The following is a 16386-nucleotide window of genomic DNA, read 5'->3' on the forward strand; positions in this document are numbered from 1 at the left end:
TTTGGGATTGGTCGGCCATAAGGTTCGATCGTGAGGAGAGCGGGGCAGTTATGGCCTGGGGCAAGGCACGTAGGGCGGCGTTTTATGCGCTCACATTACCTCTTGCGGGGGCGGCCTTGGCTGCGTCCGTGGGCCCGGTCCTTGCACGTTCCGAGCGAGCCGAATCGGCTTCCTACGATTGGCAGCACGTGCGCGTCGGCGGAGGTGGTTTCACGCCCGGCATCATCTTCAGTCCCATCGAGAAAGGGCTGGCGTACCTGCGCAGCGACATGGGCGGGGCCTACCGCTGGGATGCGAAGGCGGAGCGCTGGGTGCAGCTTCTCGACGGCGTCTCCGAAGGCAGCTTCATGGGCATCGAGAGCGTGGCCGCCGATCCCGTCGATGCGGGCACGGTCTATCTGGCGGCGGGCATGCACAAGGGTGGCGCGGCCGCCATCTTCCGCTCGCGCGACTATGGTGCGAACTGGGCGCGCAGCGATGTTCCCTTCGCGATGGGCGGGAATGAGGACGGGCGCGGTCTGGGCGAACGGCTCGCTATCGATCCGTCCGATAATCAGCGCCTGTTCTTCGGCTCACGGCACCAGGGCCTGTGGCAGAGCGAGGATGCGGGCGCGAACTGGCGCAAGGTCGATGCCTTTCCGCTGGAGGGGCTGGGCATCCCCGAGGGGCGCCGGGCAACGCATGGCGGGCTTTCCTTCGTGGTATTCGATCCGGCGGTGAAGGGGCGTGTCTTTGTGGGCAACGCAGATCCGGAAGGCGCACACCTCTACCGCTCCGAGGACGGTGGTCAGACCTGGCAGGCGGTTGCGGGCGGTCCGGGCAGGGGCCTCCTGGCAGTAAAGGCCGTGGTCGGCAGCGATCACGTGCTGACGGTTACGCTGTGCGACGCCATCGGTCCCAACGGCATTACGCGCGGCGCGGTCTGGCGCTTCGATCCAGCGCGGGAAAGCTGGCAGGACGTGACGCCCCAGAAGGGGCTCAATGCGCCCGTGGGTGGCTACATGGGCGTGGCTGTCTCGGCGCAGGACCCCGCCACGCTGGCCGTCAGCACCGTGGACCGGGGAAATCCCGTCGACACCGTGTGGCTGAGCCACGATGCTGGCGCGCACTGGGAGGCGCTGTGGACGCGCTCGGTGCGCGACGTGTCGGCAACGCCCTTCCTCGATTTCGGCGCCAAGGCCAACTTCGGGCACTGGATCGCGGGGCTTGCCATCGATCCCTACGACGCCGGGCACGCCGCCTATGTGACGGGCGCGACGGTCTATGCAACCGACGAGCTGGACGCGGACGGCACGATGCACTGGCAGCCCTGGACCAAGGGCGTGGAGCAGACCGCGATCATCACGATGGTCAGCCCGACTGGCGGCGCGCACCTGATTTCCGGCTTTGGCGATATCGGCGGCTTCCGGCATGACGACTTCGCGGTCTCGCCGGCCACGCAGCACGTAAACCCGTTTCTTTCCAATACCAACACGCTCGACTATGCGGGCGATGCGCCGCAGATCCTGGTGCGCAGCGGCAATACCCACGCCCGCACGGTGCCGGACACCTCGCTTGCCTGGTCGCAGGATGGCGGGACGAACTGGATGCCGCTCTACGTGCCCGAGGGCGAGCGTCACGCCGATGGATCGCCTCTGCCTGAGGAGACGGGCAATGCGGCGATCACGGTCTCGGCGGACGGGAGCACCTTCCTTGTCGAGACGGACGAGCCGCAATACTCGCGCGATCACGGGGCAAGCTGGGACGCTGTTGAAGGCCTGCCTTCCCGCGTGCGGGTGACCTCGGACAAGCGCGATGCCCGCCGGTTCTATGCCATCGACTTTGCGAACAACCGGATCGTGCGCAGCTACGATGGCGGCGCGCACTTCATGGAGGCGGGCGGACATGGACTGCCGGGCGATCTCTCGCCGGCCTACTCGGCCAACCGCGAGGCGCCCGCGCCGATCCTCGCGGATCCCAACCGTGCCGGAAACCTCTGGCTACAGCTGGGCGGTGACTTGTGGCACTCGCCCGATTTCGGGGAGAACTGGGATCGGACAGGCGGCGACCTCGACGTCGAGCGCTATGGCCTGGGCAAGGGCGCGTCCGATGCCGATGTCCCTGCGCTCTATGCTCTGGGGACGAAGCAGGGCGTGCGTGCGATCTGGCGCTCGCTCGATGGCGGTGCGAACTGGCAGCGCATCAACGATGACAAGCACCAGTGGGGCCTGCGCATCCGCATGGTGACCGGTGACCCGCGTCTGTTCGGGCGCGTCTATATAGCAACCGACGGCCGCGGTATCGTCTACGGCGATCCAAAAAGCGGCGCGGGGGAGAGGAAGTGATGAAGTTTCCACCTATCGCAGCGTCCCTGGCGCTTCTGGCGGGGGCCGCAATGGCCGTTCCGGCGCGTGCAGCGCCCAGCGAATTGCCGCGCCTGGAAAGCAAGGGCGGGCGCCATGCTCTGATCGTCGATGGTGCGCCGTTCCTGATGCTGGGCGCGCAGGCCAACAATTCGAGCAACTACCCCGCGATGCTGGATGAGGTCTGGCCCGTGCTGGAGGCGATGCACGCCAACACGCTGGAAATCCCGATTGCCTGGGAACAGGTCGAGCCGGTCGAGGGGCGTTTCGATTTCAGCTACCTGGAGGCGCTGCTCGCAGGTGCCCGCGCGCATGACAAACGCGTCGTCCTGCTCTGGTTCGGGACCTGGAAGAATACCAGCCCCAGCTATACCCCGGCCTGGGTGAAGCTCGACAACGCGCGCTTTCCCCGCATGAAGGCGCCCGATGGCTCGGACCACTACGTGCTCTCGCCACTCTCGCAAAATACGCTGGAGGCAGATCGCCGGGCCTTCGTGAAGGTCATGGAATACCTGCGCGACCATGACGCGCAAAACACCGTCATCATGGTCCAGCCCGAGAACGAGACCGGCTCCTACCGGGTTCCGCGCGACTATTCGGCTGCTGCCAACGCGCAGTTCGCCAAGGCCATTCCGGCGCCTCTCGCCAAGGCCGAGGGCAAGTCGGGGACCTGGGAAGAGGTCTATGGAAAGCAGGCTCCGCGCGCGTTCCAGACCTGGCATGTCGCGCATTTCGTGAACGAGGTGGCGAAGGCGGGCAAGGCGGTGAAGAACCTGCCGATGTACGTCAACGCCTCGCTTGCAGGCCCCTCCAACGTGCCCGATCCCACCGGTGTCGCCAGCGGCGGGCCGCAGTGGGACGTGCTCGATATCTGGAAGGCGGCCGCGCCCGACATCGACTTTGCCGGGCCCGACATCTACGACCGCGAGAGCGCCAACATCGTCGCCTATCTCGACAAGTACGCCCGGCCTGACAACGCGCTGATGGTGCCCGAGATCGGCAATTCGATCGAGTTTGCACGCTTCTTCTGGCCCACCATCGGGCGCGGCGGGATCGGTTTTGCGCCGTTCGGCATGGATGACACGGGGTTCTTCAACTACCCGCTGGGCGCGCGCACGCTGGATGACGAAACACTGGGGGCCTTTGCTCTTCCTTATGCGACGCTTGCCCCCATCGCGCGCGAATGGGCAAGGATCGCCTACACCCGCCCGACCTGGGGCGCGGCCAAGCCCGACGACGGCTCGCCGCGCGAGACGGTGCTGGGCAAGTGGAAGATCAGCGCGGACTGGGGGCAGTGGCAGTTCGGTGAGAAGGACTGGACCTGGCTCCCGTCCGAGCCGCCCGAATGGGCCGAGGCGCCGGTGGGCGGTGTCGCGGTCGCGCAGCTGTCCCAGACCGAGTACCTCGTCATGGGCGATCACGTGCGCGTGCGCTTCAGTCCGGCCGATGGCGCGGCAAACGGCGTGGTCGTTTCGGTCGAGGAGGGCACCTTCGAGAACGGAAAGTGGGTCCTGAAGCGCCGCTGGAATGGTGACCAGACCGACTACGGGATCAATCTCATCGACAGGCCGCAGGTGCTCAAGGTCACCACCGGTTTCTATTCATCCAAGTGAGAGCCTGACAGGGCAGGGGATACGAAAATGAAGTTTGTGAAATTGTCAGCGCTGCTTGCCGGCTCTGCGCTCTGTTCGATGCCGGCGCTGGCCGCCAGCGTGGAAAAGATCGAGGGCGGCGTCATCGTCACCCCCGACAGCGGTCCGTCCGACACCGTGACGGTGACCCTCCACGGCGATGGCATCTTCCATGTGGTGGCCGATGCCAAGGGCTTCGAGGCGCCCGCCGCCAACGCCAGTCTGATGGCGCCCAATCCGCCCAAGGCGGGCACCTACAAGGTGAGCGAGAAGCAGGGCTATGTCTTCGTGAGCGCGGCCAAGGCCAGCGCTGCGATCAATACCGCGACCGGGCAGGTACGCTTTTATGACGCCAAGGGCGCGGAGCTCCTGAGCGAAAGCGCGCCCTCCGTATTCACGCAGACTTCGGCTGACGGCACGCCCTATGTCACCGTCTCGCAGCAGTTCAACCGCGGCACCGACGAGGGTATCTATGGCCTCGGCCAGCACCAGCAGGCGGTGATGGACTACAACGGCAAGGACGTGGAACTTGCCCAGCACAACATGGACATCGGCACGCCCTTCCTCGTCTCGACGAAGAACTATGGCCTGCTCTGGGACAACGAAAGCATCACCCGCTTCGGCAACCCGATGCCTTACGCGCTGGTGGGCGAAGAGGGCGGCCTGAAGGTCACTTCGGACGGCAAGCCGGGCTTCAAGGCGCAGTACTTCCTCGACGGCAAGCTCGCCGTCGAGCAGCAGGAAGCCTCGATCGACTACCAGTACATCGAGGATCAGGCCAAGTGGCCCGAAGCCGCCAAGGCGAAGACCGAAGCCGCGACCGAAGGCCAGAACACCGCCGGCAACGCGGTGCAGACACAGACCGTGGTGTGGACCGGCACGCTCCACCCGGAAAAGACCGGCACCCACCAGTTCCAGCTTTACGGCTCGAGCTACTACAAGGTCTATGTCGACGGTAAGCTGCTGCTCGACCGCTGGCGTCAGAACTGGAACCCCTGGTACGCCGATTTCGAGGTGCCGCTGACGGCGAGCAAGGACGCCGAGGTGCGCATCGAGTGGGAACCCAACGCGGGCTACATGGCGCTGCTGCACAAGGACCCGATGCCCGAGGCCGACCGTCATTCGGTCTGGTTCACCAGCGAGGTCGCGCGCGACAAGGACTACTGGTTCATTCCGGGCAAGGACATGGACGGTGTCGTTGCGGGCTACCGCGAGCTGACCGGCAAGTCGGAAATGATGCCCAAGTGGGTCTATGGCTTCTGGCAGTCGCGCCAGCGCTACGAGGATGAGAGCCAGCTGCTCGACGTGCTCCACACCTACCGCCAGCTGAACTATCCCATCGACAACATCGTGCTCGACTGGCGCTACTGGAAGGACGATGCCTGGGGCAGCCACGACTTCGACGAGACGCGCTTCCCCGATCCGGCCGCGATGGTCGAGGACGTCCATGCGAACAACGCCGAGATCATGATCTCGGTCTGGCCCAAGTTCTATCCCACGACCGACAACTACAAGGAACTCGATGCCGCGGGCGCGATGTACCACGGCAACATCGAGCAGGGGAACAAGGACTGGGTTGGCGTGGGCTACCTCAACTCCTTCTACGACCCCTATTCGGAAAAGGGGCGCGAGATCTTCTGGGACCAGATCGAGAAGAAGATCGCGGTCAAGGGCTTCGACGCCTGGTGGGCGGACGCCTCCGAGCCGGACCTGCACTCCAACCTCTCGATCGAGAAGCGCATCGACACGATGGGCCCGACCGCCGCAGGCCCGGCGGCCGAGTTCTTCAACTCGTTCCCGCTGATGAACGCCGAAGCGTTCTACGACGGGTGGTCGTCCTACAAGAGCGACGTGCGTCCCTTCCTGCTCACCCGTTCGGGCTTTGCGGGCCTGCAGCGCTACAGCTCGGCCGTGTGGTCGGGCGACGTTGCGACGCGCTGGTATGACCTCAAGGCGCAGATTTCTGCGGGCGTGAACACCGCGATGTCGGGCTTTGCCAACTGGACGCACGACATTGGCGGCTTCTCGGTCGAGCCGCGCTGGACCGTGGCGAACCCGACGCCGGAAGACCTTGCCGAATGGCAGGAGCTGAACCTGCGCTGGTTCCAGTTCGGCGCCTTCAGCCCGATCTTCCGCAGCCACGGCGAGTTCCCCTACCGCGAGATCTTCGAGATCGCGCCGGAAGGTTCGGACATGCGCGCCTCGATGGTGTGGTACGACAAGCTGCGCTACCGTCTGATGCCCTACATCTACACCCTGGGCGCGGACACCTACCTCAAGGACGGCTCGATCATGCGCGGCATGGTCATGGACTTCCCCGAGGACGCGAAGGCCCGCGCGGTCAACGACCAGTTCCTCTTCGGCAAGGCCTTCCTGGTTGCGCCGGTGGCGGACTACCAGGTGCGCGAGCGCGAGGTCTGGTTCCCGGGCCAGGGCCTGACCTGGTACGACTTCGAGACCGGCAAGGCCTATGAAGGTGGCACCTCGGCGACCGTACCCGCACCTGCCGAGCGCATGCCGCTGTTCGTGAAGGCGGGCTCGATCGTGCCGATGGGCCCGGTCATCCAGTACGTCGATGAACAGCCCGAGGCGCCCGTGACGCTGGTCGTCTACACCGGCGCGGACGGTGCGTTCTCGCTCTACAACGACGATGGCCGCTCGCTTGGCTACAAGACCGGTGCGTTCGAGCGCATGCCGATCCGCTATGACGATGCCACCGGCACCGTCACGCTGGGCGCGCGCGAGGGCAAGGGCTACAAGGGCATGCCCAAGAGCCGCACCGTACGCGTGAAGTGGATCGCACCCGGCGACAGTGTGGCCGAGGCGACGAGCTACGATGCGCAAGTGACATGGAATGGCAAGGCGGTGCGGATCGAGCGTCCGTAACTGTCTTGCGGGGTCTGGCCTGCCTCGCCTCTCCTCCTCCAAAAGTGAGGCAGGCCAGACCCTCCCATGCAGAAGTGTGTCTCCTCGGGCAAGTCCTGAGGGGGCGATATTGACTATAAATCATAGTAGTATCGCCCAATCGTGCCGTTTTTTCGGCCTCTTGAATTAATTTGAAACAAACGCCGATGCCTTGATGATTGGTGGTAGCGTTACCTTTTCTGGGAGAGCCATCCGCATGTCAGCGCTACGCAGGAACAACCGAGCCACGAGGCGGTGCGCGCCATGCTGAGAGGACTTCATCCTTCGCGCCGTGGGTTCCTCGCCAGTGCGCTTGGGGCCGGCGGTCTCGTCGGATTGGCCGGATCGGCACAGGGGCAGATCGCGACAAAGCCGGGGCCGGTCGAACCGACCTGGAATTCGCTGGTGGCGAACTACCGCTACCCCGACTGGTTTCGGGACGCCAAGTTCGGCATCTGGTCGCACTGGGGGCCGCAGTCGGTGCCCGAGCAGGGCGACTGGTATGGCCGCTTCATGTACATGCAGGGCCACCCCATGTACGAGCACCATCTGCGCACTTATGGCCATCCCGCCGATTCGGGCATGATGGAAGTCCAGAAGCGCTGGACCGCCGACAAGTGGGACCCCGAAGGTCTGATGGACCGCTTCGTGAAGGCGGGCGCGAAGTACTTTGTCAGCCTCGCCTGCCATCACGACAACCTGGATTGCTACGATTCCGCGCACCACGGCTGGAACTCGCTGCGCGTCGGGCCGGGGCGCGATGTGGTCGGGACCTGGGAGAAGGCGGCGCGCCGTGCAGGGCTCAGGTTTGGTGTCTCCAACCACACCTCGCACGCCTGGCACTGGTACCAGCCAGCCTATGCCTACGATCCGGAAGGACCGCGCGCCGGGGAGCGCTATGACGCGTACCGGCTGACGAAGGAGGATGGCGCAGGCACCTGGTGGGAGGGCCTCGACCCACAGGATCTCTACACCGGCCGCCACATGGTCGCGCCCGATGGCATCGAGACCATTGCGGCCATGAACGCCTGGCATGATGCGCACGACGGCGAATGGATCGAGACCGTGCCGCCCGGTGACACCGCCTTCGCGCGCCAGTGGTTGCTGCGCCAGATGGACCTGGTGGCAAAGTACCGTCCTGACTTCTGCTACATGGACAATTACGAGCTGCCCTTCGGGCCCTATGGCCTCGCCGCGGCGGCGGACTACTACAACCGCTCGCTCGAATGGCACGGCAAGATCGACGTGGTGCTGACCGCCAAGCAGCTGACCCCGCGCGCGCGCTTTGGCCTTGTCCAGGATGTCGAGCGTGGCTTCACCGATCATCTCTGGGACGAACCCTGGCAGACCGACACGTGCCTGGGTGACTGGTTCTACAACCGGGCGCGCTTTACCGACAGGAGCTACGTCCCCGCCGCCGCCGTGGTGCAGCGCCTGGCCGATGTCATTTCCAAGAATGGCAATCTGCTGCTTTCGGTGCCCCAGCGCGGCGATGGCACGATCGATGCCGAGGAAGAGAAGATCCTCGATGATCTGGCGCGTTGGTTCGCGGTGAACGGCGAGGCGGTCTATGGCTCGCGCCCCTGGCACGTCTACGGCGAGGGACCGACCCAGCTTCAGGTCGGCATGCAGAACGAGGGCGGCTTTGACGGCTTCGTGCCGGGCGACGTGCGCTTCACGACGAAGGACGGAGCGCTCTATCTCTTCGTACTGGCGACGGGCGATGCGCCGATCCAGGTCCGCGCGCTTGGCTGCCGGGCGCTGGTGCAGGCGGCCAAGGGCCGGATCGCGCGGATTACACAGCTGGGCGGTGGCCCGGTGCGCTTCCGCCAGGACGCAGACGCGCTGCACCTCGACCTGGCGCCGAGGGACCTTTTCGTGCCGGTGCTCAAGATCGAAGGGCCGGGGCTGGTCTGAGCGCCCCGGCACGCACGCAATACATAAACAGGAGAGAGCGATGTTTCGGCGGATGGTTCGGTGTGGTTTGGGGGTGGCAGGTGCCTTGGCGCTGTCGGCCCTGCCCGCGATGGCAGGTGCCGATGAGTTGCCTCGGATTGCCACGAAGGATGGGCGCCACGCGCTGATGGTCGATGGTGCGCCGTTCCTCATGCTGGGCGCGCAGATCAACAACTCCAGCTCCTGGCCCGCCGCGATGCCTGGCGTCTGGCCCGCGATGGAGGCCATGCACGTCAACACCGTGGAAGCGCCCATCGGCTGGGAGCAGATCGAGCCCGAGGAGGGGAAGTTCGACTTCTCGGCCGTCGATACCCTGCTGGAAGAAGCCCGCGCGCATGACGTGCGTCTGGTTCTCCTGTGGTTCGCGACCTGGAAGAACACCAACCCGCAGTACGCGCCGGCCTGGGTGAAGCTGGACAATGCCCGCTTCCCGCGCATGCGCCGGGCCGATGGAAGCTTCCACTATGCACTTTCGCCTTTCGCGAAATCGACATTGGAGGCCGACAGCCGCGCCTTCGCTGCGCTCATGGAGCACCTGAGAAAGGCCGACCCGCAGAACACGGTCATCATGGTCCAAGTCCAGAACGAGCCGGGCACCTATGGTCTTGCGCGCGACCATTCGCCCGAGGCCGAAAAGGCCTTTGCCGCCCCCGTTCCCGAGGCGCTGCGCCGGAAGACGGGCAAGGGGAAGGGGACCTGGCAGGAGCTCTACGGGCGCGATGCCGAGCTCTATTTCCACTCCTGGCATGTCGCGCGCTACATCGATGCGGTTGCCGCCGCAGGCAAGGCGGTGAAGCCGCTGCCGATGTATGCGAACGCGGCGCTGACCGGTAACCCCTTCGATTGGCAGGATCCCAATACTTACGCGAGCGGCGGCCCGGCCAACACCGTGGTCGATGTCTACAAGGCGGCCGCGCCGCATCTCGACCTTGTCGGTCCCGATATCTACACCACGAAGCACAAGGACTACCTCGGCTTCCTCGATAAGTACGACCGCCCCGAGAACGCGCTCTTCGTGCCCGAGACGGGCCATGCGAAGGAGTACGCGCGCTTCTTCTTCGAGGCGATGGGGCGCGGCGCGATCGGCTGGTCGCCCTTCGGAATCGACCGCCTGCGCTATTTGCCGAGCTTTCCGGTCACCTCGAAGCTGAACGATGAGGCGTTGACCCCGTTTTCGGCGAACTACGCCCTCTTCAAGGGGCTCGACCGGCTCTGGGCCAAGTGGGCCTTTGCGGGCAAGACCTGGGGCGCGGCGGAGCCGGAAGACCCGGCAGACGAGCACCGCGAGGTACTGGACCTCGGGCGCTACAAGGCCGAGGTCAGCTTCGGGCGCGGTGACTGGGGCATGGGCGAGGCCAAGGGCAACGACTGGCCCAAGGGCGGTGCGGTCCTCGCCGAAATCGCCCCCGATGAATACCTCGTCACGGGCCGTTTTGCGCGCGTGACGTTCGAGATGGCGGATCCGAGCCGCGCGAACCTCATCCTCGATCGCGTCGAGCAGGGCCACTATGACGCGGCAGGCAACTGGATCTTCGAGCGGGTGTGGAACGGGGACCAGGTCGACTGGGGGCTCAACTTCACCGCTGCCAACCAGATCCTGCATGTGAAGCTGGCGAGTTACCCCATCCGGTAAGAAAAAGAGATTTCCGAGGGCCATTGCCCTCGGGCTCCCCATACTGTCGGCCTCACCTTCCGCCCGCCACGGTGGCTGAGAGAGGCAAGGTCGACATTATGGGGTCAAGGGGCGATGGCCCCTTGAGATACTCCTTCTACCCCTTGTGCCGCGGCAGCCTTAGCCCCCAATGTATGGCCGCACCGCGCAGACAGAAGCCGCACAGCGTGGCGAGGATCGTTGCGAGACCAGAGGACAGCCCGGCCATGGTCAGGCCCAGGAACACGCCCGCGGCCAGCAGCGCGGCGGTCACGTAGAGTTCGTTGCGCAGGAGGATCGAGGGCACGCCTGCGACCACGTCGCGGATGACGCCGCCCATGCACGCGCTCATCACCCCCATGACCACGGCGGGAAGGGGGGCTGCGCCCAGACTCAGCGCCTTGCCGGTGCCGAAGACCGCAAAGGCGGCCAGACCGCCCGCGTCGAACCATTCCAGCGCACGTTCGGGCCAGATGCGCGTGGGCAAGAGCCAGACCAGAATGCCGACCGCGATGCACAGCACCAGCGGGGCCGGGGAGAGGACCCAGTTGACCTGAACGCCGGTGAAGACGTCGCGCAGCGAGCCTCCTCCGATCCCGGCGACGGTGGCGAAGAAGATCGAGGCAATGATGTCGAGGTTCTTGCGCGCCGCGACGAGCGCGCCCGAAACCGCGAACACGGCGATCCCGGTGTAGTTCACGATGTCGAGGATCGGTCCGACGAGAACGAGTTCGGCGGGGACGAGTTGGGTGGCAACAGGCATCCCCCAGCCTTACACGCGCCCGGGCGCGAGGGGGAATAGGGGGCGACCCGCAGGCGCTGCGTTGTCCGAAGGAATTTTCGTATCGCAGGAATTCGCGGCCCCTGAAACGACAGAAGGCGCCCCTGTCGGGGCGCCTTCCGGAAGTTCGTGGCGCGAGGGCCCGAGATGCTTACTTGGGCGAGAGCACCATGAGCATCTGGCGGCCTTCCATGCGCGGATAGGCTTCGACCTTGGCGATCTCGGCGACGCCTTCCTGCACGCGGCGCAGCAGGTTCATGCCCAGCTGCTGGTGCGAAAGTTCGCGGCCGCGGAAGCGCAGGGTGACCTTCACCTTGTCGCCCGCCTCGATGAAGCGCTGTACGTTGCGCATCTTCACGTCGTAGTCGTGGTCATCGATGTTCGGACGCATCTTGATCTCCTTGATCTCCTGCGTCTTCTGGGTCTTGCGCGCTGCGTTGGCCTTCTTCTGGGCCTCGTAGCGGTACTTGCCTACATCGAGAAACTTGCACACCGGCGGATCGGCGTTGGGCGACACTTCCACGAGGTCGAGGCCGACATCGGCCGCACGCTCGATTGCGTCACGCGTCGAAAGGACGCCAACATTCTCGCCGTTCTCGTCGATCACGCGGACCTTGTCGGCTTGGATGAACTTGTTGTAGCGCGGTCCGCTCTTGACCGGTGGCGCCATCATGCGCCGGGGTGGGGGTGCTATATGCGTTCTCCTGAGTCGTTACTCTGAAATCGTGCGAATGCGGGCGTCCTTAATGCGAATCGTCGCCTCGCGCAAAGTGCGATTTTCCGAACGTTCCACAATGAATGCCCCGGCCGGAGACCCGGCCTTGTCCACCTATATAGGCAATCAGGCCGCTTTTCGCCAGAGGGGGTAGCGAACGAGCCGCTTTTGCGCCGGGATCAGGGCATCGATGGCCTGTGCAGGCTGCAGCGCGCCCAGGATTGCAGGATCGTCGGCCGCCATGCCGCCGGTGAGCGCGCCGAAGGCCGGGAGGATGAGGCGCGTCTCGCTCGCCACGGTGCAGGCGCGGCGGATGCGGCGCCCGCGCGCGGTGACCTCGAGCCGGGGGTGAAAGTGACCCGAAAGCTCCGGCTCGGTGACGTTGGGATGGGCCTCGTGGCGCAGCGCGATGCCCGCCACGGTCAACTCGGCAAGGCAGGTGCCGCCCGCCGCCGTTCCCAGTTCGGGGTCGTGGTTGCCGGTGATCCAGACCCAGTCGAGCGCGCGGGTGAGGGCATCGAGCATGCCCGCCGCGTGCGGCTCCAGACGCTCGGGCCCCGCGCTGTCGTGGAAATTGTCGCCCAGTGCGAAGACCCGGCGCGCGCCGGTTTGCCGTACCGCCTGCGCCAGACGCTCGAGCGTCTCGCGGCTGTCGTAGGGCGGCAGCATCTGCCCGGTGCGCGCGTAGAAGCTGGCCTTCTCCAGATGCAGGTCGGCGACCAGCAGCGCATCCTCGCGCGGCCAGTACAGCGCGCCGGGGCGCGAACCGGAGCCTTCCAGCAGGACCATTTCCTGCGCGCAGAACGAAAAGGGAACCATGGCTTTTCCTTGCCGTGTCCAGTCCGATTTGGCAAGCGCGGGACGACAACGAGAAACAGGACAGCTATGACCGATTGGGCCCCCTACACCCGCCGCGCCAGCGAATGGTTCGAAACTCTGCGCAACAGCATCTGCGCGGAGTTCGAGGCGATCGAGCGCGAAGCCGGCAGCGAGGCCTCGTTCCAGTACACGCCCTGGCGGCGCGATGCGGTCGACGATGAGAAGGGCGAGACCGGCGGCGGTACGCGCGGACTGATGAAGGGGCAGGTGTTCGAGAAGGTGGGGGTGAACATCTCCACCGTCCACGGCGCGTTCGGCAAGGAGTTTGCGAGCTCGATCAACGGGGCCTCGGTGGAGCGCCCGGAATTTTCGGCCACAGGCATCAGCCTCGTTGCGCACATGGCCAATCCGCATGTGCCCGCCGTCCACATGAACACCCGCTTCCTCACCACGACCAAGGCGTGGTTCGGGGGCGGTGCGGACCTCAATCCGCCGCTGCCCTACGATGAGGACACCGAGGAATTCCACGCGGCCTTCAAGGCGGCCTGCGACGCGCATGGTGAGGACTACTACGAGCGCTTCAAGGCCTGGGCGGATGAGTACTTCTACATTCCCCACCGCAAGGTGCACCGCGGCGTTGGCGGGATCTTCTACGATCACCTGGAATGCGCCGACGAGGCGATGTGGGAAGCCAACTTTGCCTTCACGAAGGCTGTGGGCGAGGCGTTCCTGGCGATCTTCCCCAAGCTGGTGCGCCGACGCATGGGGATGGACTTCACGCCCGCCGACAAGGCGCAACAACTGGAATGGCGCGGGCGCTACGCCGAGTTCAACCTCGTCCATGACCGGGGCACGCTCTTTGGCCTCAAGACCGGCGGCAACATCGATGCCATCCTGATGAGCCTGCCGCCCGAGGCGACCTGGAGTTGAGCCGCCAGGACTTCTGCAAGGCGCCTTGGGAGGTCGATCTCATGGCCGAGGCCGGACGGTTGCTGGCCTCGGTCTTCGGGCTGATCGACCGTACGCCGCTGGCGGGCAAGTCCACGCTGGAAATCGACACCATGGTCGAGCGCTTCATCGTCGATGAACTGGGTGCGCGCCCGGCGAGCAAGGGGCAGTACGGCTTTCCCTACGTGCTCAATTCCTCGATCAATTCGGTCGTGTGCCACGGCATGCCCAAGGACAGCGATGTCCTGAAGGACGGCGACATCGTCAACTTCGACATCACGCTGGAGAAGGGCGGCTACATCGCAGACTCCAGCAAGACCTATCTGGTCGGAGACGTGCACCCGGCCGCGCGCAAGCTGGTCGAGACGACGTATGCGGCGCTCTGGAAGGGGATCGCCCAAGTGCGCCCCGGTGCGCGGCTGGGCGATATCGGGCACGTCATCGAACGCCACGCGCACCGCGCAGGCTATTCGGTCGTGCGCGAGTTCTGCGGGCACGGCATCGGCCAGCAGATGCACGAGGAACCCCAGGTCCTCCATTTCGGCCGCCCGGGCACGGGCGTCCTGATCGAGGAGGGCATGACCTTCACCATCGAGCCCATGCTCAACCAGGGCCGACGCGGCGTGCGCCAGGAAAAGGACGGCTGGACCGTGCGCACGCTGGACGGCGGCCTCTCCGCACAGTTCGAGCACACTGTCGCGGTGACGGCGAGCGGGGTGCGCGTGCTGACGCTGCGCCCGGAAGAGCGCGCGATGGCCGCGAAGCTGGAGCAGGCCGGGGCGTTCTAGATTGAAGAAATAAAAGGATGTTCCGAGGGCCATCGCCCTCGGGCTCCCGGAATCGGCAGCGGCAGTTCGTCTCCGGCACCATCGCGCCACAAGGGCGAGGTTGTCATGAAATGGGGCTTCGCCCCGGGCGCATGCGTCCCGGAACGCGCTGCGCTCGACAGGTATAGGGAGCCCGAGGGCGATGGCCCTCGGATGTCCCTTCTTCTACTCTGAGATCAAACGCCAGCGAAGGCGCGTGCCCCCCAGTTCACCACGCGTTCGTCCTGGGTCGTACCCGAGGTCGTGCGCGCGGCGATGGTGCTCATGAAGTGCCAGGCACCGCGCACGCTGTCTTGCGTGAGGTCGAGCGAGACGTAGCCACGGCGGCTGGCGTCGCACAGCGCGAGGCCGGGGTTGGCGCCTTGCAGCGCGCGGGCGAGGTTTTGCGGGGCAACCGAGGGCAGGTAGCTCTCGAAGCCCGGCGAGGTGACCGAGTGGCCCGCGTATTCGACGCCGACCGGGGCGCCGTCGACGCTGAGGTTCTGGCCCCAGGCGTTGTGGCTGTCGCCCGAGAGGACGACGAGGTTCGCCTCGGCCTCGCGCGCGGCGCGCAGCAGGCGTTCGCGGGCGGCCGGGTAGCCGTCCCAGGAATCCATGTTGAAGGGCAGGCCGACCTTGGAGGCGGCCGCGATACCCATGAGCGCCTGGCGCACCTTGGGATCGGCGCCGTTGGGGGCGATGTCGGCCATTTCGGCGGGCGCCTTGAGCGGGCCCATGACGATCTGCTGGGCCAGGACCTGCCAGCGCGTGCCGGACCTGACCGACTGCGCGATCTCGCGGTTGAGCCACTTCTCCTGCGTCGCGCCCATGACGGTGCGGGCCGGGTCCTGCCAGGCGCCGTCGCGAAATTCGATCATGGCCCGGGCGATGTCGTCCTTGCCCGCGAGGGCCTTGGCGAAGTCGAGCTGTTCGACGCGCCCGGTGACGCGGGTCTCGGGGCGGAAGATCGTGGCGAGCGAGCCGATCTGGAAGCTGTTGTAGGGGGTATCGGAGACCGGCATCCATTCGCGGTAGACGCGCTCGGCAATGGCACGCCGCGCGCTCCAGGAGCCTTCGGTTTCGCTCTGGTGGTTTTCCGCGCCGCCCTGCCAGGCATCGTTCGCCAGTTCGTGGTCGTCCCACTGCGCCAGCATCGGGAAGCGGCGGTGCAGGGCCTGAAGGTCCGGATCGAGGCGATAGGAGGCGTAGCGCAGGCGGTAGTCCGCGAGCGTCAGGATCTCGTGGTCGGGCTGAACCTCGCGGCCGGCCATGGCCTTGGCCGGGTAGGAGCCGTTGGGCGCGTATTCGTAGAGGTAGTCGCCGACGTGGATGACGAGGTCGAGGTCGTCGCGCCTGGCGGCGTGGGCATAGGCGTTGAAGAAGCCGAAGGGCATGTTCGAGCACGAGAACAGGCCGATGCCGAAGCGCGCGATATCGCCGGTGGGCAGTGTGCGGGTACGGCCGATTTCGCTCATCGCGCCGTTGGGGGCGATGAAGCGGTAGTGGTACCAGCGGTCGGGGGCGAGGCCCTTCACCACCAGCTTGACGCAGTTGTCATGTTCGGGCGAGGCAATGACTTCGCCGCCCGAGATGACCTTCGTGAAGGCCTCGTCGGCGGCAACCTCGCAGCGCAGTCTGGTCTCGCCGCTGCCGACGTAGCGCGTCCACAGGAGGACCGAATTGCCCGAAGGCTCGCCGCTCGCCACGCCGTGGGTGAAGCCCTGGGCGGTCATGGCGCGGGCCATGCCTGGCAGCGTCAGGGCGCCGAGGCCAAGGAGGCTGCCCTGGATGAGAAGGCGGCGGTCGAGAGTGAGAGGCATGGCAGGCAGGGTC

At 65.8% G+C, this 16386-nt stretch carries 11 protein-coding genes; 7 read left to right on the top strand and 4 right to left on the bottom strand.

Translation table 11 applies throughout. The features are described from left to right. The first annotated feature begins 116 nt into the window (after nt 1-116). The 5 genes from HT578_RS17040 (at nt 117) to HT578_RS17060 (ending at nt 10466) form a co-directional block, all read left to right on the top strand. On the top strand, nt 117-2324 hold the full coding sequence (locus HT578_RS17040) for a beta propeller repeat protein (RefSeq protein WP_239026332.1): 2208 nt from the start codon (nt 117-119) through the stop codon (nt 2322-2324). Continuing rightward, the gene (locus HT578_RS17045) at nt 2324-3955 is read left to right on the top strand and encodes a DUF5597 domain-containing protein (RefSeq protein WP_213500815.1); all 1632 of its coding nucleotides are present in this window, start codon (nt 2324-2326) and stop codon (nt 3953-3955) included. The genes HT578_RS17040 and HT578_RS17045 overlap by 1 nt, the downstream gene beginning before the upstream one ends. A gap of 27 nt (nt 3956-3982) precedes the next feature. Then, entirely contained in the window at nt 3983-6859 is a 2877-nt protein-coding gene (locus tag HT578_RS17050; RefSeq protein WP_213500816.1) for a glycoside hydrolase family 31 protein, read from the top strand. 282 nt (nt 6860-7141) lie between these two features. Then, nucleotides 7142-8794 carry an alpha-L-fucosidase gene (locus HT578_RS17055; RefSeq protein ID WP_213500817.1) on the top strand — a complete coding sequence of 551 codons (1653 nt, stop codon included), beginning with the start codon at nt 7142-7144 and terminating at the stop codon, nt 8792-8794. Between the two features lie 85 nt (nt 8795-8879). Further along, a complete protein-coding gene (locus HT578_RS17060) occupies nt 8880-10466 on the top strand; it encodes a DUF5597 domain-containing protein (protein ID WP_239026333.1) in 1587 nt (528 codons plus the stop codon). A gap of 136 nt (nt 10467-10602) precedes the next feature. On the opposite strand, the gene HT578_RS17065 is transcribed toward HT578_RS17060, so the two are convergent. The 3 genes from HT578_RS17065 to pdeM form a co-directional block, all read right to left on the bottom strand. Continuing rightward, nucleotides 10603-11247 carry a trimeric intracellular cation channel family protein gene (locus HT578_RS17065; RefSeq protein ID WP_213500818.1) on the bottom strand — a complete coding sequence of 215 codons (645 nt, stop codon included), beginning with the start codon at nt 11245-11247 and terminating at the stop codon, nt 10603-10605. A gap of 169 nt (nt 11248-11416) precedes the next feature. Next, a complete protein-coding gene (infC, locus tag HT578_RS17070) occupies nt 11417-11938 on the bottom strand; it encodes a translation initiation factor IF-3 (RefSeq protein ID WP_039388811.1) in 522 nt (173 codons plus the stop codon). A 168-nt stretch (nt 11939-12106) separates the two neighbouring features. Continuing rightward, nucleotides 12107-12799, bottom strand: coding sequence for a ligase-associated DNA damage response endonuclease PdeM (pdeM, locus tag HT578_RS17075; RefSeq protein WP_213500819.1), 693 nt, complete (start codon nt 12797-12799; stop codon nt 12107-12109). 66 nt (nt 12800-12865) lie between these two features. On the opposite strand from pdeM, the gene hemF reads away from it, so the two are divergent. Beyond that, nucleotides 12866-13729 carry an oxygen-dependent coproporphyrinogen oxidase gene (gene hemF / locus HT578_RS17080; protein WP_213500820.1) on the top strand — a complete coding sequence of 288 codons (864 nt, stop codon included), beginning with the start codon at nt 12866-12868 and terminating at the stop codon, nt 13727-13729. After that, nucleotides 13726-14535, top strand: a complete 810-nt coding sequence (gene map, locus HT578_RS17085) for a type I methionyl aminopeptidase (RefSeq protein ID WP_277884175.1) — start codon at nt 13726-13728, stop codon at nt 14533-14535. Before hemF ends, map begins: the two co-directional genes overlap by 4 nt. 215 nt (nt 14536-14750) lie before the next feature. On the opposite strand, the gene HT578_RS17090 is transcribed toward map, so the two are convergent. Continuing rightward, complete coding sequence (locus HT578_RS17090; RefSeq protein WP_213500821.1) at nt 14751-16373, bottom strand: alkaline phosphatase D family protein; 1623 nt, start codon at nt 16371-16373, stop codon at nt 14751-14753. Nucleotides 16374-16386: the final 13 nt, after the last annotated feature.

The organism is Novosphingobium decolorationis (genome assembly GCF_018417475.1).
Taxonomy (GTDB): Bacteria; Pseudomonadota; Alphaproteobacteria; order Sphingomonadales; family Sphingomonadaceae; genus Novosphingobium; species Novosphingobium decolorationis.